Source organism: Streptomyces abyssomicinicus, assembly GCF_008974245.1.
Lineage (GTDB): Bacteria > Actinomycetota > Actinomycetes > Streptomycetales > Streptomycetaceae > Streptomyces > Streptomyces abyssomicinicus.
The window spans coordinates 136,063-155,365 of sequence record NZ_BBZI01000005.1 but is presented as its reverse complement, the minus strand read 5'-3'; the positions used below and the strand labels follow the sequence as shown (position 1 = coordinate 155,365).

The following is a 19,303-nucleotide window of genomic DNA, read 5'->3' as shown; positions in this document are numbered from 1 at the left end:
ACACCCGCTACAACGTGATCACCGCCACCGCCGACCTCACCCACCTCCCCACCCCACTACGCCACATCATCGAACCCTGCCTCACCCCCGACCCCCACCAACGCCCCGACGCACAGACCTTGCTGGCCACGATCGCCGCACCGCCCGCCGTTCCACCCCAGTGGCCCCAAGCCATCCACGCACTCATCCGGCAACAACACACCGAACTACACCGCTACACCCAACTCGAACCCACCACCGTCCTCCCCGGACCACACGACCTCGACCCCACAAAAATCTTCACCACGGACGCGACACAGGCGACCGAGCCGACGCAGGCCACCGACCCTCTGGAACCGGAACCGGAGCCGGAAGCGACCGCGCACCCCCCGCGCTCCTGGCGGGCGCCGCTCGCCGTCCTCGCGCTCGTGGCGGTCGCGGTGTTCGGCGCCTGGTGGATCGTGACCGCGCTGTCCGACCCGGACGGCACCAGCGGCACCGGCAACACCGGGGCCACGCACCAGGCGAGCCCGTCCGACGACGCGGCCGAGCCCGGCCACGCCTTCGTCGACGTGTCCCGGGGCGACTGCTTCCGCAACGCCGGGACCATGCGGGACATGGACTTCAAGCCGGCCGGGTGCGGTGGGGGTGACGTGTTCGAGGTCCTGCGCGCCTTCGAGAACACCACCGACCGCAGCGTGTGCGACTACGTCGACCACGTCGAGTGGCGCTACGCCGTCCGCGGTCCGGACATGACGGTCTGTCTGGTGTACCGCCACCGCGACGGCGCCGCGTACAACGCGGACCGGGGCGACTGCGTCGGCGGCGGCCCCGACGGCAAGGCGACCGTGGAGCAGTGCCGTCCGGGCGGATTCGTGGTGGTCAGCCGCATCGAGGGCGAGAGTTCCCCGGCCGACTGCGAGCGGGTCCCCCACCACAAGAGGGACCACTACTTCACCGTGGACGGGTCACCCGAACTGAACGTCCGCCTGTGCATGGGCAGGATCGCACCCGACACCGCCTAGGCAGGGGGTGGCCACCGCGCGTTCCTCAGGGGGTCCGCCCCTGAGGAACGCACGGTCGCCGTCCTCACGACCGGTCAGCAGTACGACCAGCCGGTGGGCCAGGACTTGAAGTTGTCGGCGGACATCCAGCCGTAGTCCGAGGCGCTGCTTCCCCCCGCCACGCGTCCGTACAGCCACAGGTTCCCGGCGTCGTTGTAGCCGCCGCACCAGAAGTAGAACGTGGTGTTCGTGCTCACGCTGCGCTGGTTGGGACAGGAGGCGGAGGGGCCGTTCTTGAGGTTGTAGGTCCCCTTCATGACGCCCTGGCCGCCTCCGTTGACGCCGCCGTAGACGTTGCAGTAGACGGCCTGTGAGCCGGCGTGCGACGTGCCCGCTGTGGCGGCCCCCATACCTCCGAGCAGCAGAAGGGTGGTCAGGACGGACGCGGTGTTGCGTCCCGCACGGGTGCGCAAGAACATGTGCCCCTCCGAGTGGAGTAGAGGATCCCCGGTGGGGATCCGTTGAGCCGCGACTCTAGGAGCGGCGAGGGGCGGCATTCATCCGCCGGACGTTGACTTTGTCCGTCAACCTTTGCCGGAGAAACGCCCGGCTCGTCACCTCTGATACGACACGTCGGTCGACTCCGTGCCGACGGGATCCCCCGGGACGCCGGGATGCCCGGGCGAGGCGGGGGGCCGGTCCGGTGAAGGGCCGGGGCGGCACGGCCGGCGGGTCTGAGATCCTTGGCCGCATGAGCACACCACCGGACGGACTGCCCGTCTACCGCGTCCTGACCGGACCGGACGACGCCGCGTTCTGCCGACGGGTGAGCGAAGCGCTCGCTCTCGGCTACGAGTTGCACGAAGGACCCGCCGTCACCTTCGACGGCGAGCGCGTCGTCGTCGCCCAGGCGGTGCTCTGGCCGAGGGGTACGTGAGGGGTACGTGAGGGGCCCGGCGGCGGGGTGGCGGGGCGGGCGCACCGGCGGGGGCTCGCCGGTGTTCCGACCGTGTCGGCGCGGCCCCGCCGCGGGGCCACCTGACGGTCAGAGCACGTCGCGGTCCTCCGGGCGGCCACCGAGGGCCGCCCCCAGGTCGGAGAGGTCCGCGTTGAGAGCGGCCATCAGCTCCTCCATCTGCTGCAGCAGGCCCGCCGGCTGCTGCGGGACGCTCTGCACACTCGACGCAGCGGACTGCGGCACGGTCTCTTCCGGCATGAAAAGGCTCCCAGGCCCTGGCCCCGAAGGGGCGAACGCGACAGACGCCCCGGCGTCGGAGCACCGGGGCGGAGCCGGGTCGGCCCGGCTCCGCCCGAACCAACGATCACCCCAGATGGCGGTCACTGCATCGGCCATCGAACCGTCGCCGGGTTGACGCTTTTTCACTCTGCCGGTGAGCACGGGGAACGTGGGACCGGTGGGCGCGGTGTGACCTCCGCCCGCGATCGGGTGCAGGATGGGGGCATGGACCTGCGAATCTTCACCGAGCCCCAGCAGGGGGCGACCTACGACACCCTGCTCACGGTCGCGAAGGCCACCGAGGACCTCGGCTTCGACGCCTTCTTCCGCTCCGACCATTACCTGCACATGGGCGACGTCACCGGCCTGCCCGGCCCGACCGATGCCTGGATCACCCTGGCCGGCCTCGCCCGGGAGACCAAGCGGATCCGCCTCGGCACGCTGATGACGGCGGGCACCTTCCGCCTTCCCGGCGTGCTCGCCATCCAGGTCGCGCAGGTCGACCAGATGTCCGGCGGGCGCATCGAACTCGGCCTGGGCGCGGGCTGGTACGAGGACGAGCACAAGGCCTACGGCATCCCCTTCCCCAAGGAGAAGCTGGCCCGCCTGGAGGAGCAGCTGGAGATCGTCACCGGGATGTGGGCCACCGAGGTCGGCAAGACCTTCAGCCACCACGGGACGTACTACGACCTGACCGACTCCCCCGCCCTGCCGAAGCCGGCGCAGTCCAAGGTGCCGGTCCTGATCGGCGGCACCGGCGCCAGGCGCACCCCGCGGCTGGCCGCCCGTTACGCCGACGAGTTCAACGCGCCGTTCATCTCCGTCGAGGACAGCAAGGCCCTGTTCGAGCGGGTGGGCGCCGCCGCCGTGGAAGCCGGCCGGGCCGCCGACGACCTGACCTACTCCAACGCCCTGGTGGTGTGCGTGGGCCGCGACGACGCCGAGGTGGCCCGCCGCGCCGGGCGGATCGGCCGTGAGGTGGACGAGCTGAAGCTCAACGGCCTGGCGGGCTCCCCCGCCGAGGTCGTCGAGAAGATCGGCCGCTACGCCGAGGCCGGGTCGCAGCGCGTCTACCTCCAGCTGCTCGACCTGGAGGACCTGGACCACCTGGAACTGATCGCCTCCCAGGTGCAGAGCCAGCTCGGCTGACGTCCCTCGCCGCACGGCCGGATAAACGAAGGGCGCAGGTCGCACCCGTTGTGCGATGGTGAGCGGCGTCGTCCTGCGAACCCCCGGGACAGCGTGTCCCGGGGGTTTCGCGCGTCCCGCCGCGGTCGTCGCCGACGCCGTGCGGGCCGAACGGGAGAGGAGCCCGGATGTTCCTGACCATCACCGCCACCGGCACGCCGGGGAGCCCGGCCACCGACCTCGGGTTCCTGCTGCACAAGCATCCCGACAAGGCGCAGCCCTTCTCCACGTCCTACGGCACCGCGCACGTCGTCTACCCGGAGGCCACCGAGGAGCGCTGCACGGCGGCGCTGCTGCTGGAGGTCGACCCCGTCGCGCTGGTGCGCCGCGGCCGGGGCAAGGGGCGCGGCGGGGCGCCGGACTCGGCGCTCGCCCAGTACGTCAACGACCGCCCGTACGCGGCGTCCTCGCTGCTGGCGGTGGCGCTGAGCACGGTGTTCTCCACGGCGATGAAGGGGCAGTGCGCGGCGCGTCCGGAGCTGCCCGGCCGGGCGCTGCCGCTGCGGGTGGAGATCCCGTCGCTGCCGGCGCGGGGCGGCCCGGAGCTGGTGACCGGGCTGTTCGAGCCGCTGGGCTGGACGGCCGTCGTGCGGCCGGTACCGCTGGACGTGACGTTCCCCGAGTGGGGCGACTCCCGGTACGTCTCGCTGGTCCTGGAGTCGGACCGGCTGACGGTGGCGGAGGCGCTGCGCCACCTGTACGTGCTGCTGCCGGTGCTGGACGGCGCCAAGCACTACTGGGTCTCCCCCGACGAGGTCGACAAGCTGCTGCGGGCGGGTGAGGGCTGGCTGTCCGACCACCCGCAGCAGCGGCTGATCACCAACCGGTACCTGGCGCGCCGGTGGTCGCTGACCCGGCAGGCGGAGGAGAGGCTGGAGACCGAACGCCAGGAGCTGCTGCGGCTGGCGCAGGCGGACGACACCGAGGTCGAGGAGATCGACAACGCGGTGCCCGCCGAGGCGGAGCCCGAGGCCGGTGCGGACACCGGGCCCGACTCCGACGCCGCCGCCATGGAAGTCGGCGCCACGGAAGCCGCCGCCGAGGAAGCCGCCGCCGGGGAGCGCCCCGTGCCGCTGGCGCGGCAGCGCCGGGAGGCGATCCTGGCCGCGCTGCGCGAGCGGCGCGCCGCCCGGGTCCTGGACCTGGGCTGCGGTGAGGGCCATCTCGTGCGGGAGCTGCTGAAGGACACCCGGTACGACGAGGTCGTCGGGGTGGACGTGTCGGTGCGGGCGCTCGCCATCGCCTCGCGCCGGCTGCGGCTGGAGCGGATGGGCGAGCGGCAGGCGTCGCGGGTCCGGCTGCTCCAGGGATCGCTGGTCTACACCGACAGCAGGCTCAAGGGGTACGACGCGGCGGTGCTCAGCGAGGTGATCGAGCACCTGGACCTGCCGCGGCTGCCGGCCCTGGAGTACTCCGTGTTCGGCTCGGCGCGGCCCCGCACCGTCGTCGTCACCACCCCGAACGTCGAGTACAACGTGCGCTGGGAGTCGCTGCCGGCCGGCCACGTCCGGCACGGCGACCACCGGTTCGAGTGGAGCCGTGAGGAGTTCCGCGCCTGGGCGGACTCGGTCGCGGCCCGGTTCGGCTACGACGTGGAGTACCGGCCCGTCGGCCCGGACGACCCCGAGGTGGGGCCGCCGACCCAGCTCGCCCTGTTCACCCTGTGCGCGGACACCGGATCCGAGCGGCACGCCGGTCCGGCCCGCGCCCGTTCCGGGCACGCGACCCGTGAGGAGGCATCGGCATGACCGACGCACCTGTGCAGGAGGCCCGGCCCGCCGGGCGTGTCCTGCCCGTCACCGACCTGTCCCTGGTGGTGCTGATCGGCGCCTCCGGCTCCGGCAAGTCCACGTTCGCGCGGCGGCACTTCAGGCCCACCGAGGTGATCTCCTCGGACTTCTGCCGCGGGCTGGTGTCCGACGACGAGAACGACCAGAGCGCCACCAAGGACGCCTTCGACGTCCTGCACTACATCGCCGGGAAGCGGCTCGCGGCCGGCCGGCGGACGGTGGTGGACGCCACCAACGTGCAGCAGGAGGCCCGCGGGCAGCTGGTCCGGCTGGCGCGCGAGCACGACGTGCTGCCCGTCGCCATCGTGCTGGACGTGCCGGAATCCGTGTGCGCGGAGCGCAACGCCGCCCGCGCGGACCGGGCGGACATGCCGCGCCGGGTCGTCCAGCGGCACACCCGCGAACTGAAGCGCTCGCTGCGGCACCTGGAGCGCGAGGGCTTCCGCAAGGTGCACGTGCTGCGCGGCGTCGAGGAGGTCGAGAACGCCACCCTGGTCACCGAGAAGCGGTTCAACGACCTGACCCATCTGGCCGGTCCGTTCGACATCGTGGGCGACATCCACGGCTGCTCCATCGAACTGGAGTCGCTGCTGGCGAAGTTGGGCTACACCGACGGCGTGCACCCCGAGGGGCGGACCGCCGTGTTCGTCGGCGACCTGGTGGACCGCGGTCCCGATTCGCCGGGTGTGCTGCGGCGGGTGATGTCGATGGTGGAGTCCGGGAACGCGCTGTGCGTGCCGGGCAACCACGAGAACAAGTTCGGCCGCTACCTGCGGGGCCGCCAGGTCCAGCACACCCACGGCCTGGCCGAGACGGTCGCCCAGATGGAGGGCGAGAGCGAGGAGTTCAAGGAGCGGGTCGGCAGGTTCATCGACGGGCTGGTCAGCCACTACGTGCTCGACGAGGGCCGGCTGGTGGTCTGCCACGCGGGTCTGCCGGAGAAGTACCACGGCCGGACCTCCGGGCGGGTGCGCTCGCACGCCCTGTACGGCGAGACCACCGGGGAGACCGACGAGTTCGGGCTGCCGGTGCGCTACCCGTGGGCGGAGGACTACCGGGGCCGGGCCGCGGTCGTCTACGGCCACACCCCGGTGCCGACGGCCACCTGGCTCAACAACACCATCTGCCTGGACACCGGTGTCGTCTTCGGCGGCAAGCTGACCGCGCTGCGCTACCCGGAGCGGGAGCTGGTGGAGGTGCCGGCCGAGCGGGTCTGGTACGAGCCGGTGAAGCCGCTGGTGAACGAGGCACCGGGCGGCCACCAGGGGCGTCCGCTGGACCTGGACGACGTGCGGGGCCGGCGGATCGTGGAGACCCGGCACGCCGGACGGATCTCGGTGCGCGAGGAGAACGCGGCGGCCGCGCTGGAGGTGATCAGCCGGTTCGCGGTGGACCCGCGGCTGCTGCCGTACCTGCCGCCGACCATGGCGCCGACGGCGACCTCCGGGGCCGACGGCTACCTGGAGCACCCGGCGGAGGCGTTCGCGCAGTACGCGGCGGCCGGTGTCGGGCGGGTGGTGTGCGAGGAGAAGCACATGGGCTCGCGCGCGGTGGCCCTGGTCTGCCGGGACGCGGCGGCGGCCCGGGAACGGTTCGGCGTGGACGGGCCCACCGGTTCACTCTACACCCGCACCGGGCGGCCGTTCTTCGACGACGGGCAGGTCACCGAGGAGGTCCTCGGCCGGCTCCGCTCGGCGATCGACGGCGCCGGGCTGTGGGCGGAGCTGGACACCGACTGGCTGCTGCTGGACGGCGAGCTGCTGCCCTGGTCGCTGAAGGCGGCCGGGCTGCTGCGCAACCAGTACGCGGCGGTGGGGGCCGCCTCCGGGGCGGTCTTCCCGGGCGCGCTGGCCGCGCTGGAGGCGGCGGGGGCGCGCGGCGTGGACGTGTCGGGGCTGCTCGCCCGGCAGCGTGAACGGGCGGCGGACGCGGGGGCGTTCACCGACGCCTACCGCCGGTACTGCTGGAGCACCGAGGGTCTGGAGGGCGTGCGGTTCGCGCCGTTCCAGCTCCTGGCCGGGCGGGGCCGCAGTCTCGCGGGCGTGCCGCACGACGAGCAGCTGGCGTGGCTGGACCGGCTGGTGGAGGCCGACGGCAGCGGGCTGCTGCGGCGCACCGGGCGGCTGCTGGTGGACACCGCCGACCCCGCCTCGGTGGCCGCCGGCGTCGACTGGTGGCTGGACCTGACCGGCCGGGGCGGCGAGGGCATGGTCGTCAAACCGCTCGGCGCGACGGTGCGGGACGCGGAGGGACGGCTGGTGCAGCCCGGCGTCAAGTGCCGGGGCCGGGAGTACCTGCGGATCATCTACGGTCCGGAGTACACACGGCCGGACAACCTGGAGCGGCTGCGGCAGCGGCACCTGGGGCACAAGCGGTCGCTGGCGCTGCGCGAGTACGCGCTGGGGCTGGAGGCACTGGACCGCCTCGCCGAGGGGGAACCGCTGTGGCGGGTCCACGAGGCGGTGTTCGCGGTCCTGTCGCTGGAGTCCGAGCCGGTGGACCCCCGGCTGTAGGGCGGCCGGGGGCACCCGCACCGCGACCGGGGCGCGGGGCCCGGCGGGCCGCCCGGAGTGGAGGCGGCGCGTACGCACGCACCGCCTCCACCGCCCCCTCCCGCGCTCCCGCACGGGAGGGGGCGTCACGCCTGGGGGACGACCTCCGCGCGCAGCACCGAGTACCCCACCATGTCCCGCCAGGCACCGCCGCGGAAGCACGCGCCCCGCAGCACGCCCTCACGGGTGAAGCCCGCCCACTCCAGGGCCTTCTGCTCGGCGACGTTGGCCACCTCGGTGCCCGCCTCGACACGGTTCACCTGGGTGTGGGCGAAGAGGTACTCGACGAGGAGGCGCTGGGCGCGCTTGCCGTACCCGTTGCCGCGTTCGGCGGTGAGGAGCAGGATCCCGATGTTCCAGCACGGGGACGCCGGTCCCTGCAGCACCTGGTGCCACTGGACCTCACCGAGGAACCGGTCGTCGTCGGCGTGGGCGACGGCCAGCCGCCCGCCCTCCGCGGTGAGGAAGCCCCGCTCCGACCACTGGCGGCGGAGCTGCCCCGGGTTGCGGTGGCCGAAGAAGCCCAGCTCCCCGGCCTCCGCGGGGTCCTCGTGAAGACGCTCGAAGAGGTCGAGATCCCTCTCGGCGACGGGGCGCAGTCGTACATGTTCAGACATGGCGGCCAGCCTAACCAGCACGCCGGTCCGCCCCGAAGCGGCGTCTGCGCGATCGGTCACCGCTTCCGGTCACCGGCCGCGGCGAGGGCCGTCCGCCCACTCGTCGCGCCGCCGGTCAGGCGGGTGCCGGGGTACGGGAGAGGGCGGTGCGCAGCGCGAAGACGCCGAGCAGGCCGCGCGCCGTGAACCGCTGGACGGCCATGACGCGGGGCCGGGCGGACAGGCCCGCGGCCGCGGCCGGCAGGTGGCACAGGAACCCGACCGCGGTCCCGCCGAGGGTCACCAGGCCCGCCCTGCGGCCCTGGGTGATCGCGCGGGAGGCGAGGTGGACCATGTTCGGTCCCGGCGTCAGGGCCATCCCCAGTTCGATCAGGGCCACCCCTGCCACCGCGCTCAGTGTGATCACCGGTCGGTTTCCTCTCCGCAGTCGGCGACCGGATACCACGGCCTGCCGTCCGGCACCCGCGCCCCCGACGGCGGGGCTCCGACGACGAGGCCCGGTGACAAGGCCTCCGGCGACGAGGGCTCCGGCGACGAAGCCTCAGGCCTGCCCGACGAAGCTGCACGCGCCCTCGCGCAGCCGTTCGCGCAGGGCGCCGAAGAGCGCGGCGGCGCGCGGCCCCGGCCAGTCCGCGGGCAGCAGCCGCGGCGGCAGGCCCGGATCCGCGTACGGCAGCTCGCGCCAGGCGTCGAGGGTCAGCAGGTAGTCCCGGTAGGCCTCCTCCGCGGGGGTGTCGGCCCGCTGCTCCCATTCCCGCAGCAGCCCGGTGTGCCGGTCGAGGAAGTCCTCGTAGCGGGCGGCGATGGCGGCGAGGTCCCACCAGCGGGCCAGCGCCTCCCCGGTGGGCGGGAACCCGAGGTGCTCGCCGCGGAAGAGGTCGACGTAGGCGTCGAGGCCCAGCCGGCCGAGGGTGTGCCGGGTCTCGTCGTGGACGCGGGCCGGGGCTATCCACACGCCCGGCGCGGCCGCGCCGAACCCGAGGCGGGCGAGCCGGGTGCGCAGTACGTGGCGGCGCTGCCGCAGTGTCTCCGGCACGGAGAAGACGGCGAGCAGCCAGCCCTCGTCCCCGGGCGGGCCGGCGAGCAGCCGGCGTCCGGCGTCGTCCAGCAGCTGCCGCGCGTCCGCGGAGAGCTCGTAGCCCGCCGCGCCGCAGGAGGTGCGGGCGGGGACGAGCATGCCGCGCCGCTTGAGCCGGGAGACCGCCGAGCGGACGGCGGGGGCGTCGACGCCGACCGCGGCGAGCAGCCGGATCAGCTCCGAGACGGGCAGCGGTCCTGGCAGGTGACGGCCGTACGCGCCGTAGAGCGTGACGATGAGGGATCGGGGAGCGCGCTGGTCGGACACGTTGATCATTTTAGGCGGGCGGGCATGACGGAGTGTCACCGGGGGGCCGCGGCGGGGGGCTCCGCGGCCGGTCCGGGCGCTCATGCCCAGCCGAGGCGCGCGGCCTGAAGCCCCAGCTGGAGGCGGGTCTGGGCGCCGGTGAGCTTCATCAGCTGGCCCACCCGGCGCTGCACGGTGCGCAACGACAGGCCGAGGCGGACGGCGACCGCCTGGTCGGTGAGCCCGGCGACCAGCAGGCTCATGATGCGGGCGTCCGTCTCGTCCAGGGCGCTCGACGTGGACTCCAGCACCTGCCCCGCCCGGGGCGCCGTGAAGCGCGAGCTGCGGTGCCAGACGAGCTCGAAGAGGCCCATCAGGGCGTCGAGGAGACCGCTGGGCCGCACCAGCAGGGCGCCGTCCGCCGCGTCGCCCCGGCCGCCCATCGGCACCATCGCCAGCTCGCGGTCGGCTATCACCAGCTTGACCGGGACGGAGTCGGTGACCCGCACCTCCTCCCCCGCTTCGGCCGCGCGCTCCAGCTCCTCGACGATGCCCTCGCTCTCCTCCAGCATCCGGCGCTCCAGCACCACCCGGTAGGCGACCCCGCGCGCCGCCGCGGCGGCCTCGGTGGCGGTGTTCTCGGCGACGGAGACGAAGCGGGCGGGGGCCTGGGAGAGGCAGAGGAACTCGCTGCGCGCCCCGGTCTGGAGCTGTTCCAGCCGCTGCCGGGTGGCGTCCGCGCCGCGGACCACGTCGAGGACGTCGGAGGAGGACCGCTCGGCCATGGTCGCCCGGTACACCTCCTCCAGCGAGCCGAGTTCGAGTTCCGCGAGCCGCAGCGCGTTCTGCTGGTGGACCAGCATCGAGCCGAGGGCGAGCCGGGGCGGGGAGGCGCTCAGCCGGCCGGGCGCCTGCCCGTTGCGGGCGGCCAGGCCCAGCGATTCCAGACGGCCCATCAGCCGCGCCGCCTCACCCTCGGGCACCTCCAGCACCCCGGCCAGTTCCCCGGCGGAACAGGAGGGGCGGCGCAGCAGCTCGCGGTAGGCGTTCGACTCGTTCTCCGTCAGTCCCAGCACATCCTGGATCATCGTGGCCCCCACTCGTTCCTGTCCCGCCCGGGCACGGCGGGTTCATGCCATGGCGCAATGCCGCAACTTCGCACGGATCTTGTCCGGCGTAAAGCTCCGGGCGGGCCGGGGCTGCTGCTTGCGGGCGGAAGGAGCAGGTGAACAGGGATGAAGTCGGGCCGTCGCGGTCAGGATGAGTGGCATGGGATTCCACGTCGACTCAGAGGCCGGCCGGCTGCGCCGGGTCGTGCTGCACCGTCCGGGCCTGGAGCTGAAACGGCTCACGCCCAGCAACAAGGACGACCTGCTCTTCGACGACGTGCTCTGGGTGCGGCGCGCCCAGGCGGAGCACGACGCCTTCGCCTCGGTGCTGCGCGAGCGCGGCGTCGCCGTGCACCTCTTCGGCGACCTGCTGGCCGAGACACTGGACTTCCCCGAGGCCCGCGCCCTCGTCCTGGACGAGGTGTTCGACACCCGGGAGTTCGGCCCGCTCGCCACCGGCCACCTGAGATCCGTCTTCGAGGCGCTGCCGTCCGGCCGGCTGGCCGAGGCGCTGATCGGCGGCATGACCAAGCGGGAGTACCTGGACGAGCACCCGGAGCCCGTCTCCGTCCGGTTCCACGTGATGGAGCTGGACGACTTCCTGCTGGACCCGCTGCCCAACCACCTCTTCACCCGCGACACCTCGGCCTGGATCTACGACGGGGTGTCCATCAACGCGATGCGCTGGCAGGCCCGGCGGCGCGAGACGGTGCACTTCGAGGCGATCTACCGGCACCATCCGCTCTTCCGCCGTGAGGAGTTCCACATCTGGTCGCAGGGGCACGCGGACTACCCGTCGACCATCGAGGGCGGCGACGTGCTGGTGATGGGCAACGGGGCGGTACTGATCGGGATGAGCGAGCGGACCACCCCGCAGGCGGTGGAGATGATCGCCCACAAGCTCTTCGCCACCGGCTCGGCGCGCACCGTGGTGGCGCTGGACATGCCGAAGCGCCGGGCGACGATGCACCTGGACACCGTGATGACCATGGTGGACCGGGACACCTTCACCCAGTACGCGGGCCTCGGCATGCTCCGCTCCTACACGATCACGCCGGGCGGCGCCGGGCGGCGGATCGAGGTCGCCGACCATCCGCCGGAGCACATGCACCGGGCGATCGCCTCGGCGCTGGACCTGAGCGAGATCCGGGTGCTGACCGCGACCCAGGACGTCCACGCGGCGGAGCGGGAGCAGTGGGACGACGGGTGCAACGTGCTGGCGGTGGAGCCGGGCGTGGTGGTCGCCTACGAGCGGAACACCACCACCAACACGCACCTGCGCAAGCAGGGGGTCGAGGTGATCGAGATCCGGGGCAACGAGCTGGGACGGGGGCGGGGCGGGCCGCGCTGCATGAGCTGTCCGGTGGAGCGGGATCCGGTGTAGGGTCTCGCTTTCCACCTCGGGGTGAATAATCATTCTTCCCGTCGTATAGAATTCCAGCATCCCCGCAGCAGCCCAGGAGCTTGTGATGCCCCTCCTCCCCTCCGCCCTCGCCGGCCGCAGCTTCCTCAAGGAGCTGGACTTCACCCGTGAGGAGTTCCGCGGTCTGGTAGAGCTGGCCGCCGAGCTGAAGGCGGCCAAGAAGGCCGGGAGCGAGACCCAGTACCTGCGGGGCCGCAACATCGCGCTGATCTTCGAGAAGACCTCGACCCGCACCCGCTGCGCCTTCGAGGTCGCCGCCGCCGACCAGGGCGCCTCGACGACCTTCCTGGACCCGTCGGCCTCGCAGATCGGGCACAAGGAGTCCGTCAAGGACACCGCCCGGGTGCTGGGCCGGATGTACGACGGGATCGAGTACCGCGGCGACAGCCAGGCCAAGGTGGAGGAGCTCGCCGCGCACGCGGGCGTGCCGGTCTTCAACGGCCTGACCGACGACTGGCACCCCACCCAGATGCTCGCCGACGTGCTCACCATGACCGAGCACGGCGACCGGCCGCTGGAGGAGACCGCCTTCGCCTACCTGGGCGACGCCCGGTTCAACATGGGCAACTCGTACCTGATCACCGGCGCCCTGCTCGGCATGGACGTGCGGATCGTCGCGCCCCGCGCCTACTGGCCGGCCGAGGAGGTCGTCGCCCGGGCCCACAAGCTGGCGGAGATCAGCGGGGCGCGCGTCACCTTGACCGAGGAGGTCGCCGAGGGCGTCCGGGGCGCCCACTTCGTCGCCACCGACGTCTGGGTCTCCATGGGCGAGCCCAAGGAGGTCTGGGGCGAGCGGATCGCCGCGCTGTCGCCGTACGCGGTGACCATGGACGTGCTGCGCGCCACCGGCAACCCGGACGTGCGGTTCCTGCACTGCCTCCCCGCCTTCCACGACCTCGGCACCGAGGTCGGCCGGCGGATCCACGCCGAGTACGGCCTGGACTCCCTGGAGGTCACCGACGAGGTCTTCGAGTCGGAGCACTCGGTCGTCTTCGACGAGGCGGAGAACCGCCTGCACACCATCAAGGCCGTCATGGTCGCCGCGCTCGGCCGGTGACGCACCGGACCCCGTGATCCTCCCCCCGCGGCCGTCGCGCCGCGGGGGCCCGACCGCCGGGCGGCGTGGAACCATCCCTTCCTGTGCCGCCCGACCCGCGACCCACCCCGTCGCGCCGCGACCCACCCCGTCGCGCCCCGCACCACCCAGAAACGAGCACCACCCGCATGCCCGCACCACGCGTCAAGCCGTCCCAGCTCCTGATCGCCGAATCGGGCCATGACCTCGAGGGTCACGGCCTGAAGCGGACGATGGGCCTCTTCCACCTCATCTGCTTCGGCATCGGGGCCGTGGTCGGCACCGGCATCTTCGTCGGCCTGTCCGGCTCGGTCGCCGAGGCGGGCCCCGCGGTCGTCGTCTCCTACGTCCTCGCCGCCGTCACCTGCGTCTTCACCGCCTTCTCCTTCGCCGAGCTCGGCGGCGCCATCCCGGTGGCCGGTTCGTCCTACTCGTTCGCCTACGCCGGTCTCGGCGAGACGGCGGCGTTCCTGGTCGGCTGGTGCCTGCTGCTGGAGTACGGCATCTCCATCTCCGCGGTGGCGGTCGGCTGGAGCGAGTACGTCAACGAGCTGCTGGACAGCCTGCTGGGCTTCCAGCTCCCCGCCGCCCTCTCGCACGGGCCCACCGAGGGCGGCGTCGCCAACCTGCCGGCCGTCGTCCTGATCGGCCTGGCCACGCTGCTGCTGGTCCGCGGTGTGCGGGAGAGCGCCCGCGCCACCGCCGTGATGGCGGTCGTCAAGATCACCATCCTGCTGGTGTTCTGCGCGGTCGGGTTCAGCGCCTTCCAGGACGGGCACCTCAGCCCGTTCGCCCCCGAGGGCGTGGCGGGCGTCGGCGCGGCCACCTCGGCGGCGTTCTTCTCCTACATCGGCTTCGACGCCATCACGACGGCGGGCGAGGAGTCGCGCAACCCGCGCCGCGACGTGCCGATCGCGATCCTGGTCTGCATCGGCCTGGTGACCGTCCTGTACTGCGCCGTGGCCCTCGCGGCGATCGGCGCCATCGGCTCCGAGGAGGTGGGCAGCCGGCCGGCCGCGCTGTCCCACGTGGTCGACGTGGTCACCGGTTCCGACATCGGCGGGGCGGTCATCGCCTTCGGCGCGGTGGTGGCCATCGCCTCGGTGACGCTGGCGGTGACCTACGGGCAGAGCCGGATCCTGATGTCGATGTCGCGCGACGGCCTGATGCCGCGGCTCTTCGAGAAGGTCTCGCCGAAGACCTCGACGCCGGTGACCGGCACGGTCGTCGTCGGCGTGGTCTTCGGACTGGTCGCGGCGTTCGTGCCGCTGGACGGCCTGATCGACCTGTCCACCATCGGCACGCTGGGCGCCATGGCCGCCGTCAACGTCGCGGTGATCGCGCTGCGGCGGCGGGAGCCCGGGCTGGCGCGGCCGTTCCGGGTGCCCCTCGGGCCGGTGCTGCCGGGGCTGGGCGTGCTGTTCTGCCTGTACCTGATGTACGAGACGGGGCTGTCCACCTGGGTGCAGTTCGCCGGGTTCCTGGCGGCGGGTCTCGCCCTGTACCTCGGCTACGGCCGCAAGCGCTCCGTCCTGGCCTCCCGCGCCACCGGGGAGGCTCCGGTCCTCACCTGGCGGTGACACCGGCCGGTCACGGCGAGGGGCCGCCGCGCGTCGCGCGGCGGCCCCTCGCCGTGTCCGTGGGCCCCTCCCCCGCCCCGGCAGGCGGAATTCTGTCCACGGGGTGGGGCAGGAGCACCTGGGGCGGTGGAGTGTCCGCGGACCGGTCGCCGCGGCGACCGTCACCGTCCGCCGGGCCCGCCGCGCGGAGGCCGTCAGGACCCGCCGGAGACCCGGTCCCGGAGGATCTCGCCCAGGGACTCCGCACGCCACCGGCGCAGCAGGTCGTGGAAGGCGACCGCGCCGTGCGGGTAGGCGGACGGCCCGTCGGGACGGCCGAGCCCTTCCCGGTTGTAGTACCCCGGCGTGCACTGAGCGTGGAACCACTCGTGGTGCGGCGCCCCCTCGGCGAGGACGGCGAGCCAGGCGTCCTCCGCCTCCCGGCTGGGCTCCACCACCGCGCCCGCCGCCTCGGCCGCCGCGACCAGCGCCGCCGCGTGCACCGCCTGCTCGTCCAGGACGTGCGTGAAGTTGACGCTGGCCGCGTTCTGCAGCGATCCCATCTGGACGAGGTTCGGGAAGCCGTGGCTGGTGAAGCCGTGCAGGGTGCGCGGCCCCCGCTCCGCCCACGCGTGGAGCAGCTGGACGCCGCCCCGGCCGTGGACGGGGAGCCTGCCGGAGACGACACCGGACACCCCGACGGAGAAGCCGGTGGCGAAGATCAGGCAGTCGAGCGCGTACTCGGTGCCGCCGACCACGACGCCCTCGGCGGTCACGCGCTCCAGGCCGTGGGTGTCCGCGGTGTCGACCAGTGTGACGTTGTCCCGGTTGAACGCCGGGTAGTACAGGTCGGAGAAGGTGGGCCGCTTGCAGGCGTAGCGGTACCACGGCTTCAGCCTCTCGGCGACCTCCGGGTCGGTGACGGCGCGCTCGACGCGGGTGCGCAGCGCGTTCATCTTGGCCGCGTCGGCGGCCTCGTAGGCCGCCTCGAACGCCGTGCGGTCACCGTCGCGGCGGAAGCTCGGCAGGAGCTTCTCCAGCAGACCGGCCGACTCCGTCCAGGCGTCCGCCACGAGGTCCTGCCCGGCGGGTTCGCCCGAGACGACGCGCAGGAAGTTCTCCCGCCGCTCGCGCGCCCAGCCGTCGCGGCCGGCGCCGACCTCCTCCGCGCCGGTGCGGCGGTTGGCGCGCACGTCCACGGTCGAGGGGGTGCGCTGGAAGACGTAGACGTGCCCGGCGTCCTCGGCCAGCATCGGGACGACCTGCACGCCGGTGGCGCCGGTGCCCACGACGCCGACCCGCTTGCCCGCCAGCCCCGTCAGGCCGCCGTCCGGACCGCCGCCGGTGTAGGCGTAGTCCCAGCGCGAGGTGTGGAACGTGTGGCCCTTGAAGTCCTCGACGCCGGGGATGCCGGGCAGCTTCGGCTCGGACAGGGTGCCGGTGGCCGTGACGACGTACGTGGCCCGGAACTCGTCGCCCCGGTCGGTGGCCACGATCCACACCTCGGCGGCCTCGTCCCAGGTCAGGGAGGTGACCGTGGTGGAGAAGAGGGCGTCCGGGTACAGGTCGAAGCGCTCGGCGATGCGCACGGCGTGCCGGCGGATCTCCTCGCCGGGGGCGTACTTCCACTCCGGCACGTACCCGGTCTCGTCCAGCATCGGCAGGTACACGTGCGACTCGACGTCGCAGTGGACGCCCGGGTACCGGTTCCAGTACCAGGTGCCCCCGAAGTCGCCGCCCTTCTCGACGATCCGGACCCGCTCCACGCCCCGCTGACGCAACCGGGCCCCGGCGAGGATGCCGCCGAAGCCGCCGCCGACGACGGCCACGTCCACGGTGTCCCGCAGCGGCTCGCGCGCGGGGACGTCGCCCGCGTAGGGATCGGCGGCCCAGTAGCCGAACTCGGCGTCCGCGGCGCGGTACTGCCGGGCGCCGTCGGGCCGCACCCGCCGTTCGCGTTCCTGGCGGTAACGCTGCCTCAGCTCGGCGAGCTCCTGGCCGGAAGGCGCCTGAGGGGTCGTCATACGAGGGGGCCTCGATTCTGTGAAGTGGGGTGCCGGCGTACCGGCCTGTCACGCAACTCGACGCAGCCGCCCGTGAATTGGCGGCGGCACATCGGCTACCGTACCCCTACCGGACAACACTGTCCGGTACGAGGACGGACGCACGGCGCCCGTACCCGGCGGACAGGAAGAGTGGTCACCCCATGCAGCGACTCCCGTTCCGATTCCCGATCCGGCTTCCGGCCTGGCTCGCCGCCGCCGGCGTGCTGGCGCTCGCCGGGTGCGGCACGGTCCCCGCCTCCTCCTACGACGACGGGAGGGCGGGCGCCGGGAGGTCCGGCGCCGGAAAGCCGGCGGCCGTCCCCGCCAGGATGCTCATGCGGCTGACCGAGGTGCACGAGGCGACCGGGATGACCCTGCTGGAGGGCCCCGCCTTCGGCGAGGACGGCCGGCTGCTGGTCGTCGACGTCACCGCGCCCGAGGGCGAGCCGAAGCTGATGAGCGTCGACGTGCGCGGGAAGACCTCACGGGCGCTGCACACCGACGGCCGGGGCGCCTACACCTCCGCGCAGTTCGGTCCGCACGACGGACGCATCTACCTCACCGACTTCGCCGGCGGGGTGATCCTGAGCCTCGCCCCCGACGGCAGCGATCCGCGGACCTTCTTCTCCGGTGAGGTCGACGGCGCGCGGATGAACCCCGACGACCTCGCCTTCGACCCGGAGGGCAACCTGTACGTCAGCGACTCGCGCGGCTACCGGGAGGGCGAGGACCGGGGCCGCGTGGTGCGCATCGACCGCGACACCCGGAAGGCCACCGTCCTGGCCGACGGGATGGCGGCGCCCAACGGGATCTCGTTCGACGAGAGGCACCGCGGGCTGTGGGTCTCCGAACTCACGGAGAACCGGATCTCCTACTTCCTCCTCGACGGGAAGGGCGGCGTGGCGTCCCGGCACACCGCGATCCGGGTCGACGGCGGCGTCGCGCAGACCGACTCGATCGCCGTGGACGCGGACGGCAACCTCTACCAGGCACTGCACGGCCGGCCCGCCATGGCGGTGTACGACCGGCACGGGGAGCGCCTGGCGACCGTCGAGGTGCCGGAGGCCGACGCCGAGGGCCTGGAGTCGGCGACCAACGTGGCGATCACGCCCGGCGGCACGAAGGCGTACATGACGGTCAGCGGGCCCGCCGGAGGGTACCTCTACACGTTCAAGGCGCTCGCCGAGGGGACCCGGCAGTCCAACGGCGGCTGAACGGCTGCGGGGCGAGCAGCGGCGGGTCGAGCGGGCGGCGGGTCAGGTGGGCGGCGGGTCAGGCGTCGAAGGGCCGTACCGGCCCGACCTCGACGCCCAGCAGCCGCCAGGCCGCCAGGGCCCTGCCTTCCCGTTCCTCCCGGGTGAGGCCGGTGACCGCGCCGGACACCATGGCGACGGCGAGCATGAGGTCGTCCGCCGCGGCGGGCCGGGGCGGGGGCGGCAGATGCCGCAGGACGGCGCGCTCCACCCGGTCGGCCAGCACCAGGGCGTGCGTGCGGCCGTCGGTGCGACAGGTGGTGGCGCCCTCGGCGCGCAGCAGGTCGATGAAGGCCGCCGACTCGGTGAGATGCCAGGTCAGCACACCGAGGACGCCGGCGAAGGCGGCGTCCTCGGCGGCGGCCGCCCGCTCGATCTGCCGGACGTTCTCCTCCAGGACGGCGGCCGCCATCGCGGCCCGGTCGGGGAAGTGCCGGTACAGGCTCCCCTGCCCCACCCCGGCCCGGCGCGCGATCGCGGACAGGGGTGCGGCCAGGCCGTGCGCCGCGTAGATCTCCCGGGCGGCGGCGACCAGGGCGGCCCGGTTGCGGGCCGCCGCCTTGGACCCCTCGTTGGCGGGGCGCCGCTCCTGCGCCATGGGTTGCTGCGTCACGCCCGAAGGGTAACCGGGCCACCGGGGTCGCCCCGGCCCGGGCGGACGGGGAGTCCACCCACTGCGGGGCGGGGCACGGTTCAGGACAGGCGGCGGATCATCTGCAGGACGCGGTCGCGGGACTCGTCGGCCGCGTCGATGGCCTCCATGCACTGCCAGTAGGTGTCGTCGTCGGCGGCCGCCGGGGCGAGGCCGATCATGGCTATGCCGGCCTCGGACAGCAACTCCCCCAGCAGCTCCAGCACCTTGGACGGCTCCCCCAGGGAGGTGATCCGGGCCGCCCGGAGATGCTCGCCGCCGAACGGGGCCGGCCCGAGCACCCCGCAGCCCCGCCCGGCGAGCTCGGTCAGGCCGATGGCCTCACCGCGCAGCTCCGGCGGGCCGGAGACCGCCAGGCGGCTGCCGACCGCCTGGGCCAGGGCGTGCGCCTGCCACACCTCGGCCAGCACCGCCTGCGGTTCCTCGCTGACGGCCAGCGCGCGTCTGCCCGCCTCGATGAGTCGTGCCGCGTCCATCCACGCCGCCCCCGTTCGCT

At 73.4% G+C, this 19,303-nt stretch carries 17 protein-coding genes and 1 pseudogene; 9 read left to right on the top strand and 9 right to left on the bottom strand.

Annotated elements, in window-relative coordinates; all coding sequences use genetic code 11:
* The coding region (locus tag GBN72_RS00705) for an LppU/SCO3897 family protein (RefSeq protein WP_439959721.1) at positions 1-1,004 on the top strand (1,004 nt) is incomplete at its 5' end.
* A 74-nt stretch (positions 1,005-1,078) separates the two neighbouring features.
* Here GBN72_RS00705 and GBN72_RS00700 read toward each other — a convergent pair.
* Complete coding sequence (locus GBN72_RS00700; RefSeq protein ID WP_151769645.1) at positions 1,079-1,462, bottom strand: hypothetical protein; 384 nt, start codon at positions 1,460-1,462, stop codon at positions 1,079-1,081.
* A gap of 272 nt (positions 1,463-1,734) precedes the next feature.
* Here GBN72_RS00700 and GBN72_RS00695 point away from each other — a divergent pair, with 272 nt between their 5' ends.
* The gene (locus tag GBN72_RS00695; RefSeq protein WP_151769644.1) at positions 1,735-1,920 is read left to right on the top strand and encodes a DUF1737 domain-containing protein; all 186 of its coding nucleotides are present in this window, start codon (positions 1,735-1,737) and stop codon (positions 1,918-1,920) included.
* Between the two features lie 108 nt (positions 1,921-2,028).
* On the opposite strand, the gene GBN72_RS33915 is transcribed toward GBN72_RS00695, so the two are convergent.
* Positions 2,029-2,199, bottom strand: a complete 171-nt coding sequence (locus GBN72_RS33915; RefSeq protein WP_164540298.1) for a hypothetical protein — start codon at positions 2,197-2,199, stop codon at positions 2,029-2,031.
* Positions 2,200-2,445: 246 nt separating this feature from the next.
* Between GBN72_RS33915 and GBN72_RS00690 the strand changes: the two genes are divergently transcribed.
* The 3 genes from GBN72_RS00690 to GBN72_RS00680 all read left to right on the top strand — a co-directional run bounded on the left by GBN72_RS00690 (position 2,446) and on the right by GBN72_RS00680 (position 7,711).
* The gene (locus GBN72_RS00690) at positions 2,446-3,369 is read left to right on the top strand and encodes an LLM class F420-dependent oxidoreductase (RefSeq protein ID WP_151769643.1); all 924 of its coding nucleotides are present in this window, start codon (positions 2,446-2,448) and stop codon (positions 3,367-3,369) included.
* Positions 3,370-3,536: 167 nt separating this feature from the next.
* Positions 3,537-5,156: a 3' terminal RNA ribose 2'-O-methyltransferase Hen1 gene (locus tag GBN72_RS00685; protein WP_151769642.1), complete on the top strand. Its 1,620-nt coding sequence runs from the start codon at positions 3,537-3,539 to the stop codon at positions 5,154-5,156.
* Positions 5,153-7,711: a polynucleotide kinase-phosphatase gene (locus GBN72_RS00680; RefSeq protein WP_151769641.1), complete on the top strand. Its 2,559-nt coding sequence runs from the start codon at positions 5,153-5,155 to the stop codon at positions 7,709-7,711. The genes GBN72_RS00685 and GBN72_RS00680 overlap by 4 nt, the downstream gene beginning before the upstream one ends.
* Positions 7,712-7,836: 125 nt before the next feature.
* On the opposite strand, the gene GBN72_RS00675 is transcribed toward GBN72_RS00680, so the two are convergent.
* From GBN72_RS00675 to GBN72_RS00660, 4 genes and pseudogenes are all read right to left on the bottom strand, one after another.
* The gene (locus GBN72_RS00675) at positions 7,837-8,367 is read right to left on the bottom strand and encodes a GNAT family N-acetyltransferase (protein WP_151769640.1); all 531 of its coding nucleotides are present in this window, start codon (positions 8,365-8,367) and stop codon (positions 7,837-7,839) included.
* A gap of 214 nt (positions 8,368-8,581) precedes the next feature.
* Positions 8,582-8,773: pseudogene (locus GBN72_RS34945) on the bottom strand (LysE family translocator); the annotation flags it as partial.
* A gap of 135 nt (positions 8,774-8,908) precedes the next feature.
* On the bottom strand, positions 8,909-9,721 hold the full coding sequence (locus GBN72_RS00665) for a PaaX family transcriptional regulator (protein WP_151769638.1): 813 nt from the start codon (positions 9,719-9,721) through the stop codon (positions 8,909-8,911).
* A gap of 71 nt (positions 9,722-9,792) precedes the next feature.
* Entirely contained in the window at positions 9,793-10,779 is a 987-nt protein-coding gene (locus GBN72_RS00660; RefSeq protein ID WP_151769637.1) for a helix-turn-helix transcriptional regulator, read from the bottom strand.
* A gap of 181 nt (positions 10,780-10,960) precedes the next feature.
* On the opposite strand from GBN72_RS00660, the gene GBN72_RS00655 reads away from it, so the two are divergent.
* The 3 genes from GBN72_RS00655 to GBN72_RS00645 all read left to right on the top strand — a co-directional run bounded on the left by GBN72_RS00655 (position 10,961) and on the right by GBN72_RS00645 (position 14,878).
* Complete coding sequence (locus tag GBN72_RS00655) at positions 10,961-12,184, top strand: arginine deiminase (RefSeq protein WP_151769636.1); 1,224 nt, start codon at positions 10,961-10,963, stop codon at positions 12,182-12,184.
* An 85-nt stretch (positions 12,185-12,269) separates the two neighbouring features.
* Positions 12,270-13,280 (top strand): ornithine carbamoyltransferase, encoded by a 1,011-nt coding sequence (argF, locus tag GBN72_RS00650; RefSeq protein WP_151769635.1) that lies wholly within the window; start codon positions 12,270-12,272, stop codon positions 13,278-13,280.
* Positions 13,281-13,447: 167 nt separating this feature from the next.
* Positions 13,448-14,878, top strand: a complete 1,431-nt coding sequence (locus tag GBN72_RS00645; RefSeq protein WP_151769634.1) for an amino acid permease — start codon at positions 13,448-13,450, stop codon at positions 14,876-14,878.
* A 194-nt stretch (positions 14,879-15,072) separates the two neighbouring features.
* Here the strand turns inward: GBN72_RS00645 and GBN72_RS00640 are convergent, their stop codons facing one another.
* Positions 15,073-16,881, bottom strand: coding sequence for a flavin-containing monooxygenase (locus GBN72_RS00640; RefSeq protein ID WP_151769633.1), 1,809 nt, complete (start codon positions 16,879-16,881; stop codon positions 15,073-15,075).
* A 182-nt stretch (positions 16,882-17,063) separates the two neighbouring features.
* On the opposite strand from GBN72_RS00640, the gene GBN72_RS00635 reads away from it, so the two are divergent.
* A complete protein-coding gene (locus GBN72_RS00635; protein WP_151769632.1) occupies positions 17,064-18,116 on the top strand; it encodes an SMP-30/gluconolactonase/LRE family protein in 1,053 nt (350 codons plus the stop codon).
* 58 nt (positions 18,117-18,174) lie between these two features.
* Here the strand turns inward: GBN72_RS00635 and GBN72_RS00630 are convergent, their stop codons facing one another.
* Positions 18,175-18,768, bottom strand: a complete 594-nt coding sequence (locus GBN72_RS00630) for a helix-turn-helix domain-containing protein (protein ID WP_151769631.1) — start codon at positions 18,766-18,768, stop codon at positions 18,175-18,177.
* Positions 18,769-18,848: 80 nt separating this feature from the next.
* Entirely contained in the window at positions 18,849-19,283 is a 435-nt protein-coding gene (locus tag GBN72_RS00625; RefSeq protein WP_151769630.1) for a DUF6099 family protein, read from the bottom strand.
* Between the last annotated feature and the right edge of the window lie 20 nt (positions 19,284-19,303).

Excerpts from the sequence above, each read along its gene's own strand:
- GBN72_RS00675 (WP_151769640.1), bottom strand. The coding sequence starts at position 8,367 with ATGTCTGAACATGTACGACTGCGCCCCGTCGCCGAGAGGGATCTCGAC.
- GBN72_RS00625 (WP_151769630.1), bottom strand. The coding sequence starts at position 19,283 with ATGGACGCGGCACGACTCATCGAGGCGGGCAGACGCGCGCTGGCCGTC.
- GBN72_RS00695 (WP_151769644.1), top strand. The coding sequence starts at position 1,735 with ATGAGCACACCACCGGACGGACTGCCCGTCTACCGCGTCCTGACCGGA.
- GBN72_RS00660 (WP_151769637.1), bottom strand. The coding sequence starts at position 10,779 with ATGATCCAGGATGTGCTGGGACTGACGGAGAACGAGTCGAACGCCTAC.
- GBN72_RS00690 (WP_151769643.1), top strand. The coding sequence starts at position 2,446 with ATGGACCTGCGAATCTTCACCGAGCCCCAGCAGGGGGCGACCTACGAC.
- GBN72_RS00635 (WP_151769632.1), top strand. The coding sequence starts at position 17,064 with ATGCAGCGACTCCCGTTCCGATTCCCGATCCGGCTTCCGGCCTGGCTC.
- GBN72_RS00640 (WP_151769633.1), bottom strand. The coding sequence starts at position 16,881 with ATGACGACCCCTCAGGCGCCTTCCGGCCAGGAGCTCGCCGAGCTGAGG.
- GBN72_RS00685 (WP_151769642.1), top strand. The coding sequence starts at position 3,537 with ATGTTCCTGACCATCACCGCCACCGGCACGCCGGGGAGCCCGGCCACC.
- GBN72_RS00700 (WP_151769645.1), bottom strand. The coding sequence starts at position 1,462 with ATGTTCTTGCGCACCCGTGCGGGACGCAACACCGCGTCCGTCCTGACC.
- GBN72_RS00665 (WP_151769638.1), bottom strand. The coding sequence starts at position 9,721 with ATGATCAACGTGTCCGACCAGCGCGCTCCCCGATCCCTCATCGTCACG.
- GBN72_RS00645 (WP_151769634.1), top strand. The coding sequence starts at position 13,448 with ATGCCCGCACCACGCGTCAAGCCGTCCCAGCTCCTGATCGCCGAATCG.
- GBN72_RS33915 (WP_164540298.1), bottom strand. The coding sequence starts at position 2,199 with ATGCCGGAAGAGACCGTGCCGCAGTCCGCTGCGTCGAGTGTGCAGAGC.
- GBN72_RS00655 (WP_151769636.1), top strand. The coding sequence starts at position 10,961 with ATGGGATTCCACGTCGACTCAGAGGCCGGCCGGCTGCGCCGGGTCGTG.
- GBN72_RS00680 (WP_151769641.1), top strand. The coding sequence starts at position 5,153 with ATGACCGACGCACCTGTGCAGGAGGCCCGGCCCGCCGGGCGTGTCCTG.
- argF (WP_151769635.1), top strand. The coding sequence starts at position 12,270 with ATGCCCCTCCTCCCCTCCGCCCTCGCCGGCCGCAGCTTCCTCAAGGAG.